The sequence below is a fragment of the Brevundimonas sp. LF-1 genome (genome assembly GCF_037055305.1).
In the GTDB taxonomy this organism is placed as follows: domain Bacteria; phylum Pseudomonadota; class Alphaproteobacteria; order Caulobacterales; family Caulobacteraceae; genus Brevundimonas; species Brevundimonas sanguinis.
In genome coordinates this window covers 2,321,465-2,342,151 of record NZ_CP146349.1, presented here as the reverse complement: position 1 = coordinate 2,342,151, position 20,687 = coordinate 2,321,465, and the positions used below count along the sequence as shown (strand labels likewise).

Genomic DNA, 20,687 nt, shown 5'->3' with positions numbered 1-20,687 from the left:
CATACGAGTACGACGCATGAGAATTCTCCTTACCAACGACGACGGCATCGATGCCGAGGGCCTGGCCTGCCTCGAGAAGATCGCCCGCACCCTGTCGGACGACGTCTGGGTCGTCGCGCCCCAGACAGAGCAGTCGGCCAAGGGGCGGGGCATCACCCTGACCGAACCGCTGCGCGTCAACAAGCTGGGCGACAAGCGGTTCGCCGTGACCGGCACCCCGACGGACTGCGTCATCCTGGCCGTCAACGACATCATGCCTGACAAGCCCGACCTGGTGCTGTCCGGCGTCAATCGCGGCCACAACGTGGGCGAAGACGTCAGCTATTCCGGCACGGTGGCCGGGGCTCTGCAGGGCATGGCTTTCGGCATCCGCTCCATCGCCCTGTCGCAGTCGCTGGAACGTTTCCACGACGACGTGGTGGCGCATTGGGAAACCGCCGAAGCCTTCGGTCCCGGCATCGTCGCCCGCCTGCTGGAGCAGAAGTGGGGGAGGGCGTGGTCATGAACGTCAACTTCCCGCGCCTGCCGCCCGAACTGGTCAAGTCGGTCGAGGTGACGCGTCAGGGCTTCCGCGACATCGGCGAGATGCACGCCATCCGCCGCACCGACCTGCGCGGCCGCGACTACTACTGGATGGCTTTCCGCGGCGCGCCGCAGGAACACGCCGACGGCACCGACCTGCGCGCCATGGATGAAGGCCGCATATCGGTCACGCCGCTGCACATCGACCTGACGCACATGCAGTCGGTCAACGACCTGAAGAAGGTGCTGGGCGGCCCGCCCAAGGGGCCGCACGAGAAATGAGTCTCAGGGACGACCGCGCGGGCCGCTTGATCCTGTCGCTGCGGCGTCAGGGGGTGACGGACGCGCGGGTTCTGAAGGCGATGGAATCCATCGACCGCGCCGTCTTCGTCCATGAGAAATTCCTCGATCAGGCGTGGGAGGATCAGGCCCTGCCGATCGACTGCGCCCAGACGATCAGCCAGCCTTATATCGTCGGCCTGATGACCCAGGCGCTGGATGTCCAGCCGCGCCACCGGGTGCTCGAGATCGGGACCGGCAGCGGCTATCAGTGCGCTGTGCTCAGCCGGATGGCGCGCTTCGTCTACTCGGTCGAGCGTTACAAGAGCCTCTTAACTGAGGCCGAGAACCGACTGAAAATCCTCGGCATAGACAACGTCTTCACGCGCCACGGCGACGGCGGGCAGGGCTGGCCGGAACAGGCGCCGTTCGACCGCATCATGGTGACGGCGGCCTCGCCGCACGAGCCGACGGAACTGCTGAAACAGCTCAAGCCGGGCGGCGTGCTGGTCGCCCCGGTCGGCCGCACCTCGGTGCAGATGCTGAACCGCTACACCGGCCAGCCGGACGGCAGCTTCCAGCGCGAAAGCCTGTGCGAAGTCCGCTTCGTGCCCCTGGTCGAAGGGACGGCGAAAGAGGGCTGAGAGCGAAATCTCACCCCTCCATTAACCTTTCCGCCCCACTTTTGCGCGGGTTAGCGGGTTGGATTCTCCGACGGGTCGGGGCAAACCGACAAGCATGGTTAATACGGAGAGACGCATGAGCGGCTTCACAGGCTGGATCAGGGCGGCGGCGGTCGTCGGCGGGGCGCTGGCGGTCACGGCCTGTTCGACCTATCCGAGCGAGCCGCGCTATTCGACCCGGCCGATGGGGGCGGGCGGCTATCCGCAGCCGCAAGGCCAGCAGCCGGGCGCCTATCCGAACAATCCCTATTATCAGGGCCAGCCGGCGCAACCGCAGCAGCCCGTACAACCGCCGATCGAAGAAGGCCCGCGCGCTCCGGCGGGCAGCATTGAGGGCGGCGGCCTGCCGCCTCCGGGCGGTCCCGCCTATCCGTCGACCGGCGCGCCGGTCACGGTGACGTCGCCCTCGGCGGCCGGCAACCCCGCTATGCCGGGCGCCACCTATGTCATCCAGCCGGGCGATACGATTTCTGGGGTCGGCCGACGCTTCCGTACGCCGGTGCAGATTCTGATCGACCTGAACGGACTGGGGCCGCGCGGCGCCATTTCGGCTGGACAGCGCATCATCCTGCCCGACAGCGCCGTGGATGGGGGCTCCGACCCCTACGCCACCGGCCCGTCGCCAGTCGGCGTCCGCACGCCGAACAACGGCATGGCCCCGCCGCCGCCTCCGCCGCCCAGCGGCAATGCGCCCCTGCCGCCGCCGCCGACGCGCGCGCCTGCGGCCACGGCGCCGACGGCTCCTGCAACCGCCATCGGCCAGCCGCTAGCCCTGCAGTGGCCGGTGCGCGGCGACATCCTGCGTCGCTTCGGCCCGGTCGGCATGGGCGAGCGCAACAACGGGATCAACATCGGGGCCTCGGCGGGAACCGAGGTCAAGGCTTCGGCCGACGGAACCGTGGCCTATGTCGGCGACGATATCGTGGGGCAGGGGCTGACGGTCCTGATCGTTCACCGCGACGGCTGGCGCACGGTCTACGGCCATCTGGGCTCGGCCACCGTGCGCGACGGGGCTCAGGTGCGGGCCGGCCAGGCCATCGGCACAGTCGGCCTGACCGCCGGAGACGGCCGTCCCTCGATCCATTATGAAGTGCGCCAGATGCGCGGCGACGATCCGGTCGCGCTGGACCCGCTGACGGTCCTGCCGCGCTGATGATGTGAAATGAGGCGTCCGGGCGGCTGCGTCCGGACGTTCTTGTCATCAGGTCGCGTTGCAAAACGGCCCGGCGCACCCTAGTTTCCGCGCCTTGATTTCGAAGGGCCCCCAATGAAGGCGCGGCCCGCGTCGGGGAGTTTCCTAATGACTGCAGCCCAAGACGGCGGCCTGATGGCTCTTGTCGTTCAGATCGCGCCGATCGTCGCGATCTTCATCCTGTTCTATTTCCTGATGATCCGCCCGCAGCAGAAGCGGATGAAGGCGCATCAGGCCCTGATCGCCGGCGTGAAGCGCGGCGACGAGGTCGTCCTGTCCAACGGCATGGTCGGCAAGGTCACGCGCGTCGAGGACGCCGAGGCCATGGTCGAAATCTCGCAGGGCGTGAACGTCCGCGTGGTCAAGGCGATGATCGCCGAGGTGCGCAACCGCACCGCCATCGCCGCCAACGACAAGGGCTGATAGCCTCGCCTCGGCGCGGCGCGCGCCGGCCCTGAAGAGAACCGAGACATGATTCAGCTTTCACGCTGGAAGATCACCCTGGTCGCGCTATCGCTCGTCCTCGGGTTGTTCCTGGCCTACCCGAGCGTGCTTTCGCCCGCGCAGCGCGAGGCTCTGCCGAGCTGGCTGCCGAGCAACGGCCTGAACCTGGGCCTGGACCTGCAGGGGGCTCCTACCTCCTGCTTGAGGTCGACGTGCCCGAGATGCGCGAAAAGCGCGTCTCCAACCTGATGGAAGACGTTCGCGTCTCCCTGCGCGAAGACCAGGTCAACATCGTCGGCATGCAGCGCGAACCGGGCGGGGTCGTCGTCACCGTCGCCGAGGGCGCCGCCTATGACACGGCCTTCAACACCCTGCGGACCATGGCTCAACAGGGCATGGGCGCGACCGGTCAGCCCGACCGCGTGGCGACCAAGCTGGGCGGAGGCCGTATTCGTTACGCCTTCACCGAGGCCGCTCTGAACAGCATGGGCGCCACGGCGGTCGATCAGTCCATCGAGGTCGTGCGTCGCCGCCTGGACAGCTCGGGCACCAAGGAAATCGCCATCACCCGTCAGGGCGCCGACCGCATCGTCGTCCAGGCGCCGGGCCAGAGCGATCCGGCCGAACTTGAGCGTCTGGTCGGCCGCACGGCCCAGCTGACCTTCCAGATGGTGGACACCTCGCCGACGGGGCTGAACGACGCCCTGGCCGGGCGCGTGCCGCCGGACGCCGAACTTCTGACCGATGATCAGGGCACGCCTTATCTGGTCAAGAAGCGCATCCTGGTGTCGGGTGAAAATCTGACCCGCGCCGGTATCGGAACTGATCAGAACCAGCGTACCGCCATCGATTTCCAGTTCGACGGCCAGGAGCCCGTCGCTTTGCCGATGCGACCAGCCAGAACCTGGGCAAGCCCTTCGCCATCATCCTGGACGGCAAGGTGATCTCGGCCCCGACCATCCAGTCGGCCATCACCGGCGGCAGCGGACAGATCACAGGCAGTTATACGATCGCCTCGGCTTCGGAGCTGGTGAACCTGCTGAACGGCGGCGCCCTTCCGGCCCCGCTGAACGTCGAGGAACGCCGCGTCGTCACCGCCGAACTGGGCGCCGACGCCGTGGCCGCAGGCGCCCTGTCGACCGCGCTCGGCTTTATGGTCATCGTGGTCTTCATGATCCTGGCCTACGGCTTCCTGTTCGGGGGATCTCGGTCATCGGCCTGATCCTGAACGGCATCCTGATCGTGGCGGCCATGTCGTTGACCCAGGCGACGCTGACCCTGCCGGGGATCGCCGGTCTGATCCTGACCTTCGCCGTCGCCGTAGACGCCAACGTGCTGATCTATGAGCGGATGCGTGACGAAGCGCGTCAGGGACGTTCCGTCGTAGCCTCGATGGATGCCGGCTTCGGCCGCGCCATGGGCACCATCATCGACGCCAACCTGACCACCCTTGTGGCGGCCATCATCATGTTCATGTTCGGCGCAGGCCCGGTTCGCGGCTTCGCCTGGACCCTGACCATCGGCGTCTTCACCTCCGTCTTCTCTTCGGTGCTGACGGCCCAAGTCCTGCTCGGCTACTGGCTCAAGGTCGCCAAGCCGAAGAAACTGCCGATCGCGGAGTAATGACGATGAACGGTTGGCCTCTTATCAAACTGCTGCCGCACAAGACGAACTTTCAGTTCGTCAAATACGCCAAGGGTTTCGCCATCCTGTCGGCGATCCTGACGGTGGCGGCTGTCATCGGCTGCTTCTATCCGGGCCTGAACCTGGGCATCGACTTCCGGGGCGGCGCCTCGATGGAAGTCGCCAAGCCTGCCGGTCAGGCTCTGGAGCTGGACAAGCTGCGCGGCGCGGTCAGCGGACTGGATCTGGGCGACGTCCAGGTGCAGGGCATCGCCCGGCGCGACACCAATCTGGACGACGGCTCGACCGCCATCGTGCGCTTCCAGGTGCCGTCGGACCAGGACCAGACCGCCGTCGTCGAGAAGGTGGAAACCGCCATCAGCGACGCCGTCGGCCAGGTCGGCTATTCCGGCGTCAGCGTCGTGGGCTCCAAGGTGTCGGGCGAACTGCTGACCAATGGCGTCCTTGCCCTGGTCGTGGCCGTGGTGCTGATGTTCCTCTACATCGCCTTCCGCTTCCCGTGGCAGTTCGGCATCGGCGCCGTGGCTGGGCTGCTGCACGACGTGGCCCTGACCTTCGGCCTGATCGTGGCCCTGCGCATGGAGTTCAGTCTGAACCTGGTCGCGGCCCTGCTGACGGTCATCGGCTATTCGATGAACGACACTGTCGTCGTCTTCGACCGCCTGCGCGAGAACCTGCGCAAGTATAAGGTCATGCCGCTGCGCGAGGTCATCGACCTGTCGATCAACGAGACCCTGTCGCGGACCATCATCACTGGCGTGACGACCGTGATCGTTCTGATCGTCCTGGCCGTTTTCGGCGGGGAGGCCCTGCGCGGCTTCTCCATCACCCTGGCCTTCGGCGTGATCATCGGCACCTTCTCGTCCATCTACGTGGGCGCGCCGATCATCCTGCTGTGGGGCGTGGACCGCAGCGGGGGCGGCAAGGCTGACGCCACTCCGGTCAAGCTGGGCATGGCCAGCCGGCCGTAAACAGCTCTAACGGCCTACTGATCACGGCCCGTCTTCCGCAGGGAAGGCGGGCCGTGTGCATTCCGGGCTTGATGCCGCCGCCTCAATGGCCGAAGGGCCGTCGCCATGACTGTTGATCTTGACGCCCAGGTTCGCGCCGCCGACCTCGACCGCTGGCTGGCCAGCCGCTTCGTGGCCGATGAAAAGGCGCGCGCCGATCTGATCGCGCTTTACGCCTTCGAGGCGGAACTGATGGCCATTCCCACGCGCGTGACCCAGCCGCTGTTGGCCGAGATGCGTTACGCCTGGTGGTCGGAACAGATGGACGGCGTCTTCTCCGACACGCCGCGTCTGGGGCACCCCGTGCTGGAGGCGCTGACGGCGGCGGTCACGCGTCATGGTCTGGAGCGCGCGCCGTTCGACGCCCTGATCGAGGCCCACATCGGCCGGGTGCATGGCGAGCAGCACGATCTGGACGCCTTCTACGTCGGGCCGATGCAGGCGGCGGTCCAGATCCTCGCAGGGCAGGGTCATGAGGGTGCGGCCGCCGCCGCCGCTCGCGTGCGCGCACTGGCCCAGACAGGACAGGTCGATCAGGCGCGCGCTTCCCGCCGTGACGCCAACAAGGCCCTGCGAACCCTGCCTGCGACCGCTTTTCCGGCCGTGGCCTTCGCCGCTCTGATCAAACCGGACGCGCCGGAGCCGTTCAAGCGGCTGCGTCTGTTCTGGGCGGTGCTGCGCGGCCGGATCTGAGCGGCGCCTACCGCGTTTCATATTAGACATTGCTAATTTAGAATCATGGCATATATCAGAGCCATGATTGATCTCGAACTTATGGGACTGGAGCGTTTTCAGGCCAACGCGGGCGACGCCTCGCGGCTGCTGAAGGCGCTGTCCAATGAGCACCGCCTGATGATCCTGTGCCAGATCGGCGAGGAGAACGTCAGGTCGCCGACCTGCAGGTCGGCCTGTCGCAATCGGCCCTGTCCCAGCATCTGGCGCGCCTGCGCGACGACGGCCTGGTCAGCGCGCGCAAGAGCGGCACCGCCGTCTTTTATCGCATCGCCGACCCCGCCGCCCTGAAGGTGATCGCCGTCCTGGCCGAGATCTTCTGCCCGCCTGAGGTGCATTGAGCGCCGCCGCTTCCTGAAGGATTTTACGATGAACCCGCTGGTGTCCCTTTCCCCGCCGATGTCGCCGCTCGCCTGAAGGCGGGCGCGGCCGTGCTGATCGACGTGCGCGAGCCTGACGAACATGCGCGCGAACACATCGCCGGCGCCGTAACTGCGCCCCTGTCCGCTTTTGAGAGCGCCGATCTCAGCCTCAAGCCCGGCAAGGACGTGATCTTCATGTGCCGCAGCGGCAACCGCACGGCCGGCAACTGCGATCGTCTGGCCGCCCGCATCGACGGCCCGTCGCACGTTCTGGCGGGCGGTCTGGACGCCTGGAAGAAGGCGGGCCTGCCGGTCGTGGCCGACCGCAAGCAGCCGCTGGAGCTGATGCGTCAGGTGCAGATGGCGGCGGGCGCACTGATCCTGCTGGGCGGGGCGCTGGGCGTCATGGTCCATCCCGCCTTCTGGGGGATCAGCGCCTTTGTCGGGGCGGGTCTGTTCGTGGCGGGCGCGACCGGATTCTGCGGCATGGCGCGGCTGCTGGCGGTCATGCCGTGGAACCGTCGGATGAAGCGGGCCTAAGTCTCGACCGTTGCTATCAAGCGCGCGAGCAGGTCGCCCAGCGCGGCCTGCTCTTCGCGCGACAGTTCGGCCAGGATGGCCTGACTTTCCGCCATATGCAGCGGCATCATGGCCTCGATCAGATCGAACCCCTTGGGCGTCAGCCGGACCAGTGAGGCGCGGCGGTCGCCGGGGTGGGGCGTGCGCTCGATCAGGCCGGATTTCTGCAACCGGTCCAGCCGCGCCGTCATGCCGCCGGACGACATCATCGTCGCCTCATAGAGGGCGGTCGGCGTGAGACCGTCGGGCGAAGGCGCACGACGCAGCGTCGCCAGCACATCGAACTCGCCATGCTGCAGCCCATACCGCGCATACAACGGGGCCTGCCGCTCGCGCGCGACCAGGATGGACGCCTCATGCAGACGGCCCAGCGTCTCCATCGCCAACAGGTCCAGGTCGGGGCGCGCAACGGCCCACTGGGCGGCGGCGCGGGCGGCGCGATCGGTCATTGTCTTGACATCAAGATATTCGATGTCGAGATACTATCGCCTTCTGCTGCCGGAGTCATCTCGGATGGATCAGTCGAACGCCTCGCCGCCGTCGCGCGGCGCGGGCCTGTTGTTGATCGCGGCCATCTTCGCCCTGGCGCTGAACCTGCGCCCGGCGATGGCGGCGGTCGGGCCGCTGCTCGACCTGATCGAGGCGACGACTGGCATGGATTCGACCACGGCCAGCCTGCTGACCACCCTGCCGGTGGCGATGATCGGCGTCGGAGCCCTGTCGATTCGCCCCTTGCGGCGCCGTCTGGGCGAGCGGATGGGCATACTGCTCGGCGCCGTTCTCATCGCCCTGGCCTGTCTGGCTCGCTGGCCGTTCAGCAGCGCGGGCGGACTGATCCTCAGCGCCGTGGTGGTCGGCGTCGGCGTGGCCCTCATTCAGGCCCTGGCGCCCGTCGTCATCAAGCGCGCCTTTCCGACGCAGTTCGGTACGGTGATGGCCGTCTATACGACCGGCATCATGGGCGGCGCCGCCGTGGCGGCGGCGACGGCGGCGGGCTTCGCCGAGGCGTTCGGTTGGGCCGTCGCGCTGGCGCTATGGTCGGTTCCGGCCCTTGCCGCGGCCGTCGTCTGGCTCATCGCCTCGCGCACCCCGGCCGCCGAAGAACCGAACCGCCTGGCCGTGGCCGAAGGGACCGATCCCGAGGTTCCGTTCTGGAAACAGCCCCGCGCCTGGGCGCTGGTTCCCATTCTGGGGCTGGGCACCTCGGCCTATACGCTCGTGCTGGCCTGGTTGCCGCCCTACTATGTCGACATGGGGCAGGCGAGGGCGACGGCGGGCTTCCTGCTCAGCGGCATGACCAGCGCCGAGGTGCTGGCGGGCGTGCTGGTGTCGCTGTTCATCGCGCGCTTTCCCGACCGGCGCGGGCCGATGCTGCTGGCCGTGGCCCTGGCCCTGATCGGTCTGGCCGGACTGGTGCTCACGCCGGTCAGTCTGGCGGTCCCGGTCATGCTGCTGCTGGGCCTGGGGATCGGCGCCGTCTTTCCCCTGACCCTGATCCTGGCGATGGACCAGATCGACGACCCTGTGCGCTCCGGAGACCTTCTCGCCTTCGTTCAGGGCGGCGGCTACATCATCGCCAGCCTGTCGCCGCTGGCGGCCGGGCTGCTGCGCGACCGCCTGTCGGACCTCAGTCAGGCGTGGATGCTGATGGGGCTGGGCCTTCTGGTCATGGCCGCGATGACCCTGACCTTCCGCCCCGGCGGCGCCAAGCTGCGTTAGGCCGCCGCGTCGCGCCAGGCCTTCAGCGCCTCGATGGCGCGAATGCTCTGCAGGCGCTTCTTGGCGCGGCCGCGTTCCTTGGGATGGATGCGCTTGCCTTCCTCATCGACCTTGGGCGCCTCCAGCGGCGGCAGCAGGCCGTAGTTGATGTTCATCGGCTGGAATTTCGAGCCTTCCAGGTGCCCGCCGGTGATGTGCTCGACCAGGGCGCCCATGGCCGTTTCCGGCGGCGGCGGGGCCAGATCGCGCCCCAGCGCCTGAGCGGCGGCTAACCGGCCCGTCAGCAGGCCCATTGACGCGCTCTCGACATAGCCCTCGACCCCCGTCACCTGCCCGGCGAAGCGCAGGCGCGGCAGGGCTTTCAGCCGCATCTGCTTGTCCAGCAGTTTCGGGCTGTTCAGGAAGGTGTTGCGGTGCAGGCCGCCCAGACGCGCGAACTGGGCGTTCTCCAGACCGGGGATCATGCGGAAGACGTCGGTCTGCGCCCCGTACTTCAGCTTGGTCTGGAAGCCGACCATGTTGAACAGGGTGCCCAGCGCATTGTCCTGGCGCAGCTGGACGATGGCGTAGGGCTTGACCGTCGGGTTGTGCTGGTTGGTCAGGCCGACCGGCTTCATCGGGCCGTGACGCAGGGTCTCGCGCCCGCGCTCGGCCATGACCTCGATCGGCAGGCAGCCGTCGAAATAGGGCACGTTCTCCCATTCCTTGAAGTCGGCCTTGGGGCCGTCCAGCAGGGCGTCGATGAAGGCCTCGTACTGAGCCTTGTCCATCGGACAGTTGACGTAGGCCGCCTTGTCGCCGCTGGGCCCTTCCTTGTCGTAGCGCGACTGACGCCAGGCCACGTCGAAGTTGATGCTGTCGGTGTGGATGATCGGGGCGATGGCGTCGAAGAAGCTGAGGCTCTCCTCGCCCGTCGCCTTCAGGATCGCCTCGGCCAGGGCGGGCGAGGTCAGCGGCCCGGTGGCGACGATCACATTATCCCACTCTTCGGGAGGAATGCCTGCGATCTCCTCGCGCACGATGGTCACCAGCGGGTGCGCTTCCAGCTTTGCCGTCACCGCGTCCGAGAAGGCGACGCGATCGACCGCCAGGGCGCCGCCCGCCGGCACCTGATTGGCGTCGCCGCAGGCCATGATCAGGCTGTCCAGCGCCCGCATCTCGGCGTGCAGCAGGCCGACGGCGTTGAACTCCCAGTCGTCCGACCGGAACGAGTTGGAGCAGACCAACTCGGCCAGGCCCGTCGTGTGGTGGGCGTCGGTGCGCACCTGTTCCGGTTCGTCCCGGCGCATTTCGTGCAGGATGACGGGCACGCCCGCCTGGGCGATCTGCCAGGCTGCTTCGGATCCGGCGAGGCCGCCGCCGATGACGTGCACAGGCGCGGGGACGGGGCGGGGAGTAGAGGACGCGTTCGACATGGCGGCCTTCTAGCCGGGCGACGCAGTCCTGTCATGCGGCGCCTGTCGTGGTCGGCGCTGTCGCATGGGCTGCGGCTGCGTTAAGCTGATCAGGAATCGAGGAGCCAGCATGAGTTTCAACGCCACAGAGTCCGCCTTCGAAGGCTTCCGCCTAGCGCGGCGGGCGCCGCTCGCCATCCTGGCCTGGGCGGGCGCCTATGTCGCCTTCTTCCTGGTCTTCTTCGCTGTGGCGGGTGGGAACCTCGTCAACATCATCAGCCTGGCCGAACGGGTCGAGCAGAATCCGTCGCCGTCGATGAGCGACCTGACCATGCTGGGTCAGGCCTACGGCGCCATGATGGGGCTGGCCCTGCCGCTGTCGCTGTTGTTCGGCGCCGTGCTCGCTACCGCGGTCGCGCGCTCGGTCATCCGGCCGCAGGACAAGCGTTTCGGCTATCTGCGTCTCGGCCGAGACGAACTGCGCGTTCTGGGCGCGACCCTGTTGGTCGCCGTTCTGATGTTCGTCGTGACGATGGGCGGCGCCTTGATCGTCGGTCTTTTCGCGGGTCTCGCCGCCGGTACAGGCGCGTCCTGGCTGGTCCTCCCGGCTGTGCTGGCCGGTCTGGCGCTTGTGGCGGTCGCCATCTGGCTGGCCGTGCGCCTCAGCCTGGTCGTCCCGATGACGTTCGCCGAGGAAAAGATCGCCCTCAAGGCAAGCTGGGCCATGACCAAGGGGCGTTTCTGGCCGCTGCTGGGCATGGCGATCCTGGCGGGCGTCATGTCCATTCTGGTCGGCCTGCTGGGCTCCATCGTCATCGCGCCGCTTAACCTGATTTTCGGCGGCCTGAACAGCCTGATCGGCGCCGAGACGACCAATGTCGTGGCGCTTCTGACGCGCTTCTGGCCGGCCCTGCTGATCTGGGGCGTGGTCAACGCCCTTCTGTCGGCGGCGCAGGCGGCGATCATCTACGCTCCGTTCTCGTCGGCCTATCTCGGCCTGAAGGGGCAGGCGCGCGTCTGATCTGGCGGCATCGCTGAACGAAAAACGCCGCGCTCCGACCAGGGCGCGGCGTTTCTGTCTGTAGGGGCCCGCAACTTGGCGAGCGGATCGCCAGCCGTTCAGGCGCTCTTGCGGGCCTTGGCGCGTCTGGCGGGCGCAGTCTCGGCGGTCAGGGCGGCGACGCGGCCCTTGCGGCGCTCCTCGTGCCGGTCCAGCACCTCCTTCAGATAGCGGCCGGTCCAGCTGGCGGGGTTCTCGGCGACCTGTTCCGGCGTGCCGACGGCGACGATCTCGCCCCCGCCGTCGCCGCCCTCGGGGCCGAAGTCCAGCAGGTGGTCAGCGACCTTGATGACATCCAGGTTGTGCTCGATCACGACGATGGTGTTGCCGTTCTCGACCAACTCCTGCAGCACCTCCAGCAGCTTGCGCGTATCCTCGAAGTGCAGGCCGGTCGTCGGCTCGTCGAGGATGTAGAGCGTCTTGCCGGTGGCCCGTTTCGACAGCTCCTTCGACAGCTTGACCCGTTGGGCCTCGCCGCCGGACAGGGTGGTGGCGGGCTGGCCGACCTTGACGTAGCCCAGGCCCACGCGCTCCAGCGTCAGCATCTTGTCGCGGATCGACGGCACGGCGGTGAAGAAGCGCGCCGCCTCTTCAACCGTCATGTCCAGAACGTCGGATATGCTCTTGCCCTTGAAGACGATTTCCAGCGTCTCGCGGTTGTAGCGTTTGCCTTTGCAGACGTCGCAGGTGACATAGACGTCGGGTAGGAAGTGCATCTCGATCTTGATGACGCCGTCGCCCTGACAGGCCTCGCAGCGGCCGCCCTTGACGTTGAAGCTGAAGCGGCCGGGGCCATAGCCGCGCGCCTTGGATTCCGGCAGGCCCGCATACCAGTCGCGGATAGGCCCGAAGGCGCCGGTATAGGTGGCCGGGTTCGAGCGCGGCGTGCGGCCGATCGGCGACTGGTCGATGTCGATGACCTTGTCGAAATGCTCCAGCCCCTCGATCCGGTCGAAGGGGGCGGGGGCGTCGGACGCATTGTTCAGACGCCGCGCCGCGGCCTTGTACAGGGTCTCGATAGTGAAGGTCGACTTGCCGCCGCCCGACACGCCGGTGACGCAGGTGAAGACGCCGACCGGGATCTCGCCCGTGACGTTCTTCAGGTTGTTGCCTGTGGCGCCGGAGACCTTCAGCATCCGCTTGCGGTCGATGGGGCGGCGGCCTTCGGGCGGCAGTTCGATCTCGCGCGCCCCGGTCAGGTATTGGCCGGTCAGGGAGTTTGGATTGGCCATGACTTCCGCAGGCGTGCCCTCGGCGCAGACCGTGCCGCCGTGGACGCCGGCGGCCGGGCCCATGTCGATGACGTAGTCGGCCGTCAGGATCGCCTCTTCGTCATGCTCGACCACCAAGACGGAGTTGCCGAGGTCGCGCAGCCCCTTCAGGCTGTCCAGCAGGCGGGTGTTGTCGCGCTGGTGCAGGCCGATGGACGGCTCGTCCAGCACATAGAGGACGCCGGTCAGGCCCGAACCGATCTGCGAGGCCAGACGGATGCGCTGGCTCTCACCGCCCGACAGGGTGCCGGAACTGCGCGACAGGTTCAGATAATCGAGCCCGACGTTGTTCAGGAAGCGCAGCCGGTCGGTGATCTCCTTCAGGATGCGCCGGGCGATCTCGACCTGCTTTTCACTCAGCGCCTCTTCCAGGGTCGAGAACCACAGGAAGGCCTTGGAGATCGACAGGTTGGAGATGTCGGCGATGTCCTCGCCGCCGACCTTGACCGCCAGGGCCTCCGGCTTCAGGCGCTTGCCGCCGCAGACCTCGCACGGGGTTTCGGACTGATAGCGGCCCAGTTCCTCACGCACCCAAGCGCTGTCGGTCTCGCGCCAGCGGCGCTCAAGGTTCGGCAGCACCCCCTCGAACGGCTTGGAGACCTCGTATTTGCGGGCGTTGTCGTCATAGACGAACTTGATCTTGTCGCCGCCCGAGCCGCGCAGGATGACGGCCTGCGCCTTCTCCGGCAGGTCGCGCCACGCCTTGTCCATCGAGAAGCCGTAGTGCAGGGCCAGCGACTGCAGCGTCTGCGTATAGAGCGGCGAGGGACCGCGCGCCCACGGCGCCACCGCTCCCTTGTGCAGGGTCTTGTCGCGGTCGGGGATTACCAGATCGGCGTCGAAGGCCAGCTTGACGCCCAGACCGTCGCACGCCGGACAGGCGCCGAACGGATTGTTGAACGAGAACAGCCGCGGCTCGATCTCGCTGATGGTGAAGCCCGAAACAGGGCAGGCGAACTTCTCGGAAAAGACGATCCGGCGCGGCTCTTCGCCCTCGGGCCTTGGCCCATTCGGCGGTGGCGATGCCGTCGGCCAGAGCCAGAGCGGTCTGGATGCTGTCGGCATAGCGCGGCTCAAGACCTTCTTTGGTTACAATGCGATCGACGACGATGTCGATGTCATGCTTGAACTTCTTGTCGAGCGCGGGGGCGTCCTCGATGGCGTAGAACTCGCCGTCGATCTTCAGCCGCTGGAAGCCCTGACGCTGCCACTCGGCCATCTCCTTCTTGTACTCGCCCTTGCGGCCGCGCACGACCGGGGCCAGCAGCAGGATGCGCTCGCCGTCGGGCAGGGCGGTCAGCTTGTCCACCATCTGGCTGACGGTCTGGCTCTCGATCGGCAGGCCCGTGGCCGGCGAATAGGGCACGCCCACGCGCGCCCAGAGCAGACGCATGTAGTCGTGGATTTCGGTGACGGTGCCGACGGTCGAGCGCGGGTTCTTGGACGTGGTCTTCTGCTCGATGGAGATGGCCGGGGACAGGCCCTCGATCAGGTCCACGTCCGGCTTGCCCATCAGCTCCAGGAACTGGCGCGCATAGGCCGACAGGCTCTCGACATAGCGCCGTTGCCCCTCGGCGTAGATGGTGTCGAACGCCAGCGAGGATTTGCCCGACCCCGACAGGCCGGTCATGACCACCAGCTGCTCGCGCGGAATGTCGAGATCGACGCCTTTGAGATTGTGCTCGCGGGCGCCGCGAACGCGAATGAAGTTATGCTTTTCGGTCATGGAATCCGGGAACGCGGAAGACCCCGAAACGGTCCGGGGCGACGACGCTATATGGGGATCAATTCGTCCGATACAGCAAGAACAATATAAGAACTTTTAGCCGACTTCCGGCGCCCACGGCGTTTCCGGTCGTCGATAGCGTTCGCCGGGACCGACCATCACGCCGTTGGCGTTGGCGACGCCCAGTTCCAGGCTTTCGGCGATGCGGCGGGCGCGGACGACGAAGTGTTCGGCGGCGACGGGCGGGCACAGCTCATGCGCAGTCGCCTCGAACAGCTTCAGCCAGTGATCGAAGTGGCGGGCGTCGATCGGCAGGGGCAGGTGCTTCGGCATGGGCCGCCCCTGATAGACGCCGGTCGACAGGGCCACGGACGACCAGAACAGCTTCATCTGCGCCAGGTGCGGACCCCAGTCGTCGATGCGCTCGGCGAAGATCGGACCTATGAAGTCATCCTCACGCACCTTGGCGTAGAAGCCTTCGACCAGGGCGTCGATCATGGCCTCGTCGATGCCGGTCTCGGCGCGGATGCGGGCCACGGCGGCTTCGCGGCGGGCGGCGGCCTCGGCCCGGTCCGGCGCGGGACGGTCGATGCGGAAGGCGAGGGTGCGCTCGGGCGTGTCCATGTCCGCCAACATAGGAAGCGACGCTTGCAAAGGCCATGACGCGGATTGTCCAAGGCGGTCCTTCACGTCGCGGAGTGAAAGCGGAGCCGCAGTTTTGGGGTTGCGTTACGAAACGTCCGTCCCCATCCTTCACTCAGCCAACGCATCAGTGAGGAGGCACGACGATCATGATCAGCACTCTGGAAATCGGTTTCGCCCTTTCCATGCCGCTGCTCGCGCTCGCCTATGTCCTCGCTCAACCCAAGCCCAAACCGGTCCGCGTCCGCACTCGTGACGCTCAACGGCGTCGCGGCCCGCACGCCTGACGGCCGAGGCCTCTTCGACAATCTGACGCTCGCCTTCGGGCGCGAACGCACGGCCGTCGTGGGGCGCAACGGCGTGGGCAAGACCACGCTGCTTCGCCTTGTCGCCGGTCTGTCTGAGCCCGCCGAGGGTTCGGTCACGCGCGTCGGAAGCGTCGGCTGGCTGGCGCAGGCCCAGACGCCGGCCGACGACGAAACCATCGCCGATACGCTGGGCGTCGCCGGGTGTCTGGCGATTCTGCAACGCGTTCTGGCGGGCGACGGTTCGCTGGACGACATGGCCGAGGCGGACTGGACGCTGGAAGAGCGGATGCAGACCGCTCTGGCCGAGGTCGGTCTGGCTGTCCTGCCGCTGGATCGGCGCACCGCCGACCTGAGCGGCGGGGAGCAGACGCGCCTGCGCTTGGCGGGGCTGAAGCTGGCCGCGCGGGATCTGCTGGTTCTGGACGAGCCCACCAATCATCTGGACGCCGAGGCCCGCGCCATGATCGCCGATGTCGTGGGCGACTGGCCGGGCGGGGTGGTGCTGGTCAGTCACGACCGCGCCCTGTTGCGGCGCGTGGATCGCATCGTGGAGCTTTCCAGTCTGGGCGCGCGGGTGCATGGCGGCGGCTGGGATCTCTTTATCGAGCGCCGCGACGCCGAACGGGCCGCCGCTGAACGCGACCTGGAACAGGCCGAGCGCGCCATCGGCCGGGTGCAGCGCGAAACCCAGATGGCGCAGGAACGGCAGGCCCGGCGCGATCGCGCAGGCAAGGCGGCGCGCGCCAACAACTCCGATCCCAAGATCCTGCTCGACGCTCAGGCCCAACGCGCCGAGGAATCCGGCGCGCGCGGCCAGCGGCTGGCCGAACGCAAGCGTCAGGCGGTCGAGGCTGACCTGGCTCAGGCGCGCGAACGGGTCGAGCGGGTGCGACAACTGGCGCTGTCCATGCCCTCCACAGGCCTGCCGGCGGGCCGCGTGGTGCTGAACCTGAATGACGCGGTCGTGACCGTCGAGGACGACCGTCGCCTGCTGGGACCGCTCTGCCTGCGTCTGACCGGGCCTGAGCGCGTCGCCGTCGTCGGCCCCAACGGCGCCGGCAAGACGACGCTGTTAAAGCTGATCGCGGGATTGATCGAGCCCTCGTCGGGCAGCGTGGAACGGCCGGTTCGCGCCGCCCTGCTGGATCAGCAGGCGAACATGCTGAAGGCTGACGAAACCCTGGTCGAGGGCTGGCTGCGGCTGAACCCGCAAGGGACGCCCAATGCGGCGCGGGCGGCGCTGGCGCGTTTTCTGTTTCGCAATTTGCAGGCGGATCGGCGCGTCGGCGAACTGTCAGGCGGAGAGCGGCTGCGCGCGGCACTGGCCTGCGTCATGACGGGCGCCCAGCCGCCGCAGCTGCTGGTGCTGGACGAGCCGACCAACCATCTGGACATCGACGCCGTCGAGGCGGTGGAGGCGGCGCTGTCAGGCTATGACGGCGCTCTGGTGGTGGTCAGCCACGACGTTGATTTCATTCAGAACCTCCGCGTCGATCGGACCATCGTGCTGAAGTCAGGTCAGCTCCAGCCTTCGACCACGCCCTGACGGCGTCCGCGGATCGCCGGGGTGTTCAGCACGGTGCGCGGTTCGGCCTCGGCCCGCCCGAACAGCCACCCCTGGCCGTGGGTGACGCCCAGATCGCGCAGGGCGTCGGCGACCTCATCCGTCTCGATCATCTCGGCGATGGTCTCCAGTTCCAGCGAGCCGCAAAGCTCGACCAGATGGGCGACCATCGTGCGGGTGCGGGCGTCGATGTCGATATCGCGCACCAGACCTCCGTCGATCTTCACCGCATCGACCGACAGGCCCCGCAGATAGTCGAAGGAGGCCGAACCCGCCCCGAAATCGTCTATGCAAACCTTGATCCCGGCGTTGCGCAGGGCTCCGAGCCGTCGGTCCGCGGCGGCCAGATCGGCCAGTGCGGCGGTCTCCGTCACCTCGACCATCAGACGCCGCCGATCCTCGGGCGCTGAGGCGGTCATCTTCATCAGGGCGGCGACATAGGCGTCGTTGGCCAGCGAGGCGCCCGATACATTCACGGCGATCTTCAACAGACCCCCGCCCGGTTCGCGCAGCCGTCGAACGGCTTTTTCCGCAACCACCAGATCGAAGCCGTCGATCAGGGCCAGTTCCTCGGCCATGCGGATGGCGGCGGCGGGCCCCGATCCCTTGCCGAAGCGCGCCAGAGCCTCGAAATGGTGCACGGCTCGCGTCTTCAGGTCGACGATCGGCTGATAGTAGAGGGCGAACTCCCGGTCGCGCACGATGCTGCGGAAACGGTCCGCGTCCGCCAGCGTGCGTTGCAGGGAATCGGCGAAGGACAGCTCCGGCTGGTCCAGCCCGCCTTCCTTCAAGCAGCCTTCGATGGCGAACCGCATGGCGCGCAGCGCCGAGGCGGAGTCCCGGCCCAAACCGGCCTGGCTGGCGACGGCGCTCAGGGCCACGCCTTCCGCCTCACCGGCCATCCGCATCTCATTGGCCAGGTCGCGTTGATCGTCCGCCTGACGGATCAAGGCGTAGCGATCCGTCGTCAGTCGGCCCGCGCTGGCCCCGTCGTGCGACGCGGCGCTGAGCGTTGCGCCGATACGGCTGTGGATCCGCTGCAGGGTCGGCGCGTCTACGCCCTCCAGGCCGCTCAGATCGATAAAAGCCAAAGCCAGACGCTGCAGGGCGTCCGCATCTCCGCCGGCCAGGGTCGCGCGGGCATGGCTCAGAAACCCCTCAGCATCCGGCGGCGGGGCGCCGATCTCAAGCGGCCCCCCATCGACGAGGAAAGGCTCGCCTTCATAGGACAGGGCGCACGACCGGGCCGGGGCGATGTCGGGCAGGGCGAAGGCGCGCAGGGTCGCGCGACGCATCCGGCCGTCGCCGCAGTCCACCAGGACCTCGGTCGCGGGGCCGCGCCGACCCGGGCTCAGGCCGTCCAGCAGGGTCTGCAGCGCCGCGGCGCTGTTGATCGACAAACGCTCGCTGAAGGGTTGGCCGACCCAGGCGGCCGTCTGCTGTCCCGCCACAGCGCCCGAGCCGAGCGCAAAGCGAACCACCCCATGTTGATCGACTTCGATCAGGGCGTCGGCGGCGGCGAAAGCCAGTCCGAGCAGGCGAGGGGTCAGGGTCATGCCGAATTCATAGAATGGAGGCCGTTAAAGAAAGGCGACGCCGCGCCTCAGGCCGTGCGATTCAGCGCCACCGCCCGGCCGTCTCCCTGCATCGCCTGACCGGAGGCGCCGTAGCCGACCCCCTGCGCGCGGGCGCCCGCCACCTCGGCGGCGATGGTGCGCACCAGTCCCTCAGAAATCTGACGGGCCGCCTCCACGGTCACGGCGTGCTCGGCCAGGATGGATTCAAAGGCTTCCGTGGCCTCGATCAGCGCGCGGCGGTCAGCCTCTGGCGCGGCGGCGATGGCGGCCGGATTGGCCTTCACCTGGGCCGACTCGCGCCGATAGAGGTTCGCCATCTCCTGCGTTTGGGCCATGCCCTCGCTCAGGTCCTGGGCGCGGTGGGCGCGCAAGGCGTCCATTTCCAGCGACAGCCGGTCGGTCAGGTCGCGGGTCAGGCGCGTCAGGTGCTGCACGCGTAGGGCGGCGGTCTCGACATCGGCGGTCATGCGCCTTGCTCCTGCATCTTGATCATCTGCGCCAGAACGCTGTCGGCCAAGCCGACGCCGCCGGCTTTCACCGTCTGCTGCGCCATCGCGTCCACCAGAAAGCCGCGCCAGGCGGCTTCGCCTGCGCCGCCGCCGAACGGCGCCTCGGTGCTCAGGCCCTCGAACATGGGCTTCATCATCTGCGACAGGAAGTTGGCCTCAAAGGCCTCTGCCGTGCGGCGCAGGCCTTCCAGGTTCTTCGGCTGGCCGGGCAGGGCCGAGGCGGGATCGCGCAACAGGTCGGGAGAGGCGGCGAGGGGGCTCATCAGATCACCTCGATTTCGGCCTGGAGGGCCCCGGCGGCCTTGATGGCCTGCAGGATGCTGATCATGTCGCGCGGGCTGACGCCCAGCGCATTCAGGCCATTGACCAGCGTCGACAGAGAGGTGGAGCCGCCCACCAGCCGCATTTCGCGACCTGCGTCTTCGCTGATGCTGACATCCGACTGCGGCACCACGACAGTCTGGCCGCCGCGGCTGAACGGCTCGGGCTGGCTGACCATCGGCGTTTCCTGCACCGACACGGTCAGATTGCCCTGCGCCACGGCGACGGTGGAGATCCGCACGGCCTCGCCCATGACGATGACGCCGTTGACCTCGTCGATGATGACCCTGGCCGGGAATCGATCTGGACCGGCAGATTCTCGACCCGGCTCAGGAAGCCCGCCATGCCGAAGTTCTGAGGCGCGCGAATGGCGACGACCGTGCCGTTCTCGGCGAAGGCGGTCTGGGGGTAGGTCTCATTGATGGCGGCGGCGATCCGCTGGGCCGTGGTAAAGTCCGGGTTGCGCAGGGTCAGCCGCACCGAGGGCATGGACGCCAGGTCAAAGCCGGTCTCGCGCTCGACCACCCCGCCCGAGGCGATGCGGCCCGCTGTGGGCACGCCGCGCGTGATCGACGACCCGGACGATCCCGAGGCCGAAACCGCGCCCGTCTGCACCGCCCCCTGCGACACGGCGTAGACCTCGCCATCGGCGCCTTGCAGGGCCGTGACCAGCAATGTCCCGCCCAACAGGCTCTTGGCGTCGCCCATCGCCGAGACGCTGACGTCCAGTCGCGAGCCCGGCGTGGCGAAGGGCGGCAGCTCGGCCGTCACCATGACCGCCGCCACGTTCTTGGTGTTCAGATTGGCGCCCCGGATATTGACGCCCTGGCGTTCCATCATCCCTTCCAGCGACTGGCGGGTGAAGGGCGAGTTGCGGACGCTGTCGCCGGTGCCGTTCAGCCCGACCACCAGTCCATAGCCGACCAGCTGGTTGGAGCGGACACCCTCGATCGAGACGATGTCCTTGATGCGCGACTGGGCCTCCGCCGCGCCGGGCGCGACGGTGAAGGCGACGGCCGCAATGGCCGGGGCGATAAGGGCGGTAAGCAACTTCTGCATGCGAGGACGTCCCTGCGTGAGCGTTCGCCATTAACCATGCGAGGATCGTGCCGCTTGGAAAGTCGAGCAATTACAATGAATGTAGTCCCT

Annotated in this window: 16 protein-coding genes and 5 pseudogenes; 13 read left to right on the top strand and 8 right to left on the bottom strand. The window is 67.7% G+C overall.

The window, feature by feature from the left end; translation table 11 throughout:
* The first annotated feature begins 16 nt into the window (after positions 1–16).
* The 9 genes and pseudogenes from surE to V8F63_RS12925 all read left to right on the top strand — a co-directional run bounded on the left by surE (position 17) and on the right by V8F63_RS12925 (position 7,408).
* Positions 17–804 (top strand): annotated as a pseudogene (surE, locus tag V8F63_RS12965) (5'/3'-nucleotidase SurE).
* Complete coding sequence (locus V8F63_RS12960; RefSeq protein WP_003167066.1) at positions 801–1,445, top strand: protein-L-isoaspartate(D-aspartate) O-methyltransferase; 645 nt, start codon at positions 801–803, stop codon at positions 1,443–1,445. Before surE ends, V8F63_RS12960 begins: the two are co-directional and overlap by 4 nt.
* A 115-nt stretch (positions 1,446–1,560) precedes the next feature.
* Positions 1,561–2,637 (top strand): peptidoglycan DD-metalloendopeptidase family protein, encoded by a 1,077-nt coding sequence (locus V8F63_RS12955; protein ID WP_392353546.1) that lies wholly within the window; start codon positions 1,561–1,563, stop codon positions 2,635–2,637.
* A 147-nt stretch (positions 2,638–2,784) separates the two neighbouring features.
* Complete coding sequence (yajC, locus tag V8F63_RS12950; protein ID WP_025977114.1) at positions 2,785–3,099, top strand: preprotein translocase subunit YajC; 315 nt, start codon at positions 2,785–2,787, stop codon at positions 3,097–3,099.
* A 48-nt stretch (positions 3,100–3,147) separates the two neighbouring features.
* Positions 3,148–4,743: pseudogene (secD, locus tag V8F63_RS12945) on the top strand (protein translocase subunit SecD).
* Complete coding sequence (gene secF, locus V8F63_RS12940; protein ID WP_392353544.1) at positions 4,743–5,735, top strand: protein translocase subunit SecF; 993 nt, start codon at positions 4,743–4,745, stop codon at positions 5,733–5,735. The pseudogene secD and the gene secF overlap by 1 nt, the downstream one beginning before the upstream one ends.
* 105 nt (positions 5,736–5,840) lie before the next feature.
* On the top strand, positions 5,841–6,467 hold the full coding sequence (locus tag V8F63_RS12935; RefSeq protein ID WP_392353542.1) for a squalene/phytoene synthase family protein: 627 nt from the start codon (positions 5,841–5,843) through the stop codon (positions 6,465–6,467).
* Positions 6,468–6,512: 45 nt separating this feature from the next.
* Positions 6,513–6,847: pseudogene (locus V8F63_RS12930) on the top strand (metalloregulator ArsR/SmtB family transcription factor).
* 90 nt (positions 6,848–6,937) lie between these two features.
* Positions 6,938–7,408, top strand: a complete 471-nt coding sequence (locus tag V8F63_RS12925; protein WP_392353541.1) for a rhodanese family protein — start codon at positions 6,938–6,940, stop codon at positions 7,406–7,408.
* Here the strand turns inward: V8F63_RS12925 and V8F63_RS12920 are convergent.
* Positions 7,405–7,896 (bottom strand): MarR family transcriptional regulator, encoded by a 492-nt coding sequence (locus V8F63_RS12920; RefSeq protein ID WP_392353539.1) that lies wholly within the window; start codon positions 7,894–7,896, stop codon positions 7,405–7,407. The two genes, V8F63_RS12925 and V8F63_RS12920, sit on opposite strands and share 4 nt — an antisense overlap.
* Before the next feature lie 22 nt (positions 7,897–7,918).
* Here V8F63_RS12920 and V8F63_RS12915 point away from each other — a divergent pair, with 22 nt between their 5' ends.
* On the top strand, positions 7,919–9,166 hold the full coding sequence (locus V8F63_RS12915) for an MFS transporter (protein ID WP_392353537.1): 1,248 nt from the start codon (positions 7,919–7,921) through the stop codon (positions 9,164–9,166).
* Here V8F63_RS12915 and trmFO read toward each other — a convergent pair.
* Positions 9,163–10,581 carry a methylenetetrahydrofolate--tRNA-(uracil(54)-C(5))-methyltransferase (FADH(2)-oxidizing) TrmFO gene (gene trmFO / locus V8F63_RS12910; protein WP_303706197.1) on the bottom strand — a complete coding sequence of 473 codons (1,419 nt, stop codon included), beginning with the start codon at positions 10,579–10,581 and terminating at the stop codon, positions 9,163–9,165. The two genes, V8F63_RS12915 and trmFO, sit on opposite strands and share 4 nt — an antisense overlap.
* 109 nt (positions 10,582–10,690) lie before the next feature.
* Between trmFO and V8F63_RS12905 the strand changes: the two genes are divergently transcribed.
* Positions 10,691–11,581 carry a hypothetical protein gene (locus V8F63_RS12905; protein ID WP_392353534.1) on the top strand — a complete coding sequence of 297 codons (891 nt, stop codon included), beginning with the start codon at positions 10,691–10,693 and terminating at the stop codon, positions 11,579–11,581.
* 98 nt (positions 11,582–11,679) lie between these two features.
* Here V8F63_RS12905 and uvrA read toward each other — a convergent pair.
* Positions 11,680–14,617: pseudogene (uvrA, locus tag V8F63_RS12900) on the bottom strand (excinuclease ABC subunit UvrA).
* Between the two features lie 96 nt (positions 14,618–14,713).
* Positions 14,714–15,253: a group III truncated hemoglobin gene (locus tag V8F63_RS12895; protein ID WP_025977103.1), complete on the bottom strand. Its 540-nt coding sequence runs from the start codon at positions 15,251–15,253 to the stop codon at positions 14,714–14,716.
* A 155-nt stretch (positions 15,254–15,408) separates the two neighbouring features.
* On the opposite strand from V8F63_RS12895, the gene V8F63_RS12890 reads away from it, so the two are divergent.
* Both V8F63_RS12890 and V8F63_RS12885 read left to right on the top strand, forming a co-directional pair.
* Positions 15,409–15,546: a hypothetical protein gene (locus V8F63_RS12890; RefSeq protein WP_167309460.1), complete on the top strand. Its 138-nt coding sequence runs from the start codon at positions 15,409–15,411 to the stop codon at positions 15,544–15,546.
* Positions 15,512–17,113, top strand: coding sequence for an ABC-F family ATP-binding cassette domain-containing protein (locus V8F63_RS12885; RefSeq protein ID WP_392353532.1), 1,602 nt, complete (start codon positions 15,512–15,514; stop codon positions 17,111–17,113). Before V8F63_RS12890 ends, V8F63_RS12885 begins: the two co-directional genes overlap by 35 nt.
* Here the strand turns inward: V8F63_RS12885 and V8F63_RS12880 are convergent.
* The 4 genes and pseudogenes from V8F63_RS12880 to V8F63_RS12865 form a co-directional block, all read right to left on the bottom strand.
* A complete protein-coding gene (locus V8F63_RS12880; RefSeq protein WP_392353530.1) occupies positions 17,086–18,687 on the bottom strand; it encodes an EAL domain-containing protein in 1,602 nt (533 codons plus the stop codon). The genes V8F63_RS12885 and V8F63_RS12880 overlap by 28 nt on opposite strands.
* 47 nt (positions 18,688–18,734) lie before the next feature.
* Complete coding sequence (locus V8F63_RS12875) at positions 18,735–19,175, bottom strand: flagellar basal-body protein FlbY (RefSeq protein ID WP_392353529.1); 441 nt, start codon at positions 19,173–19,175, stop codon at positions 18,735–18,737.
* A complete protein-coding gene (locus V8F63_RS12870; protein WP_392353527.1) occupies positions 19,172–19,480 on the bottom strand; it encodes a rod-binding protein in 309 nt (102 codons plus the stop codon). The genes V8F63_RS12875 and V8F63_RS12870 overlap by 4 nt, the downstream gene beginning before the upstream one ends.
* Positions 19,480–20,597: pseudogene (locus V8F63_RS12865) on the bottom strand (flagellar basal body P-ring protein FlgI). The gene V8F63_RS12870 and the pseudogene V8F63_RS12865 overlap by 1 nt, the downstream one beginning before the upstream one ends.
* Positions 20,598–20,687: the final 90 nt, after the last annotated feature.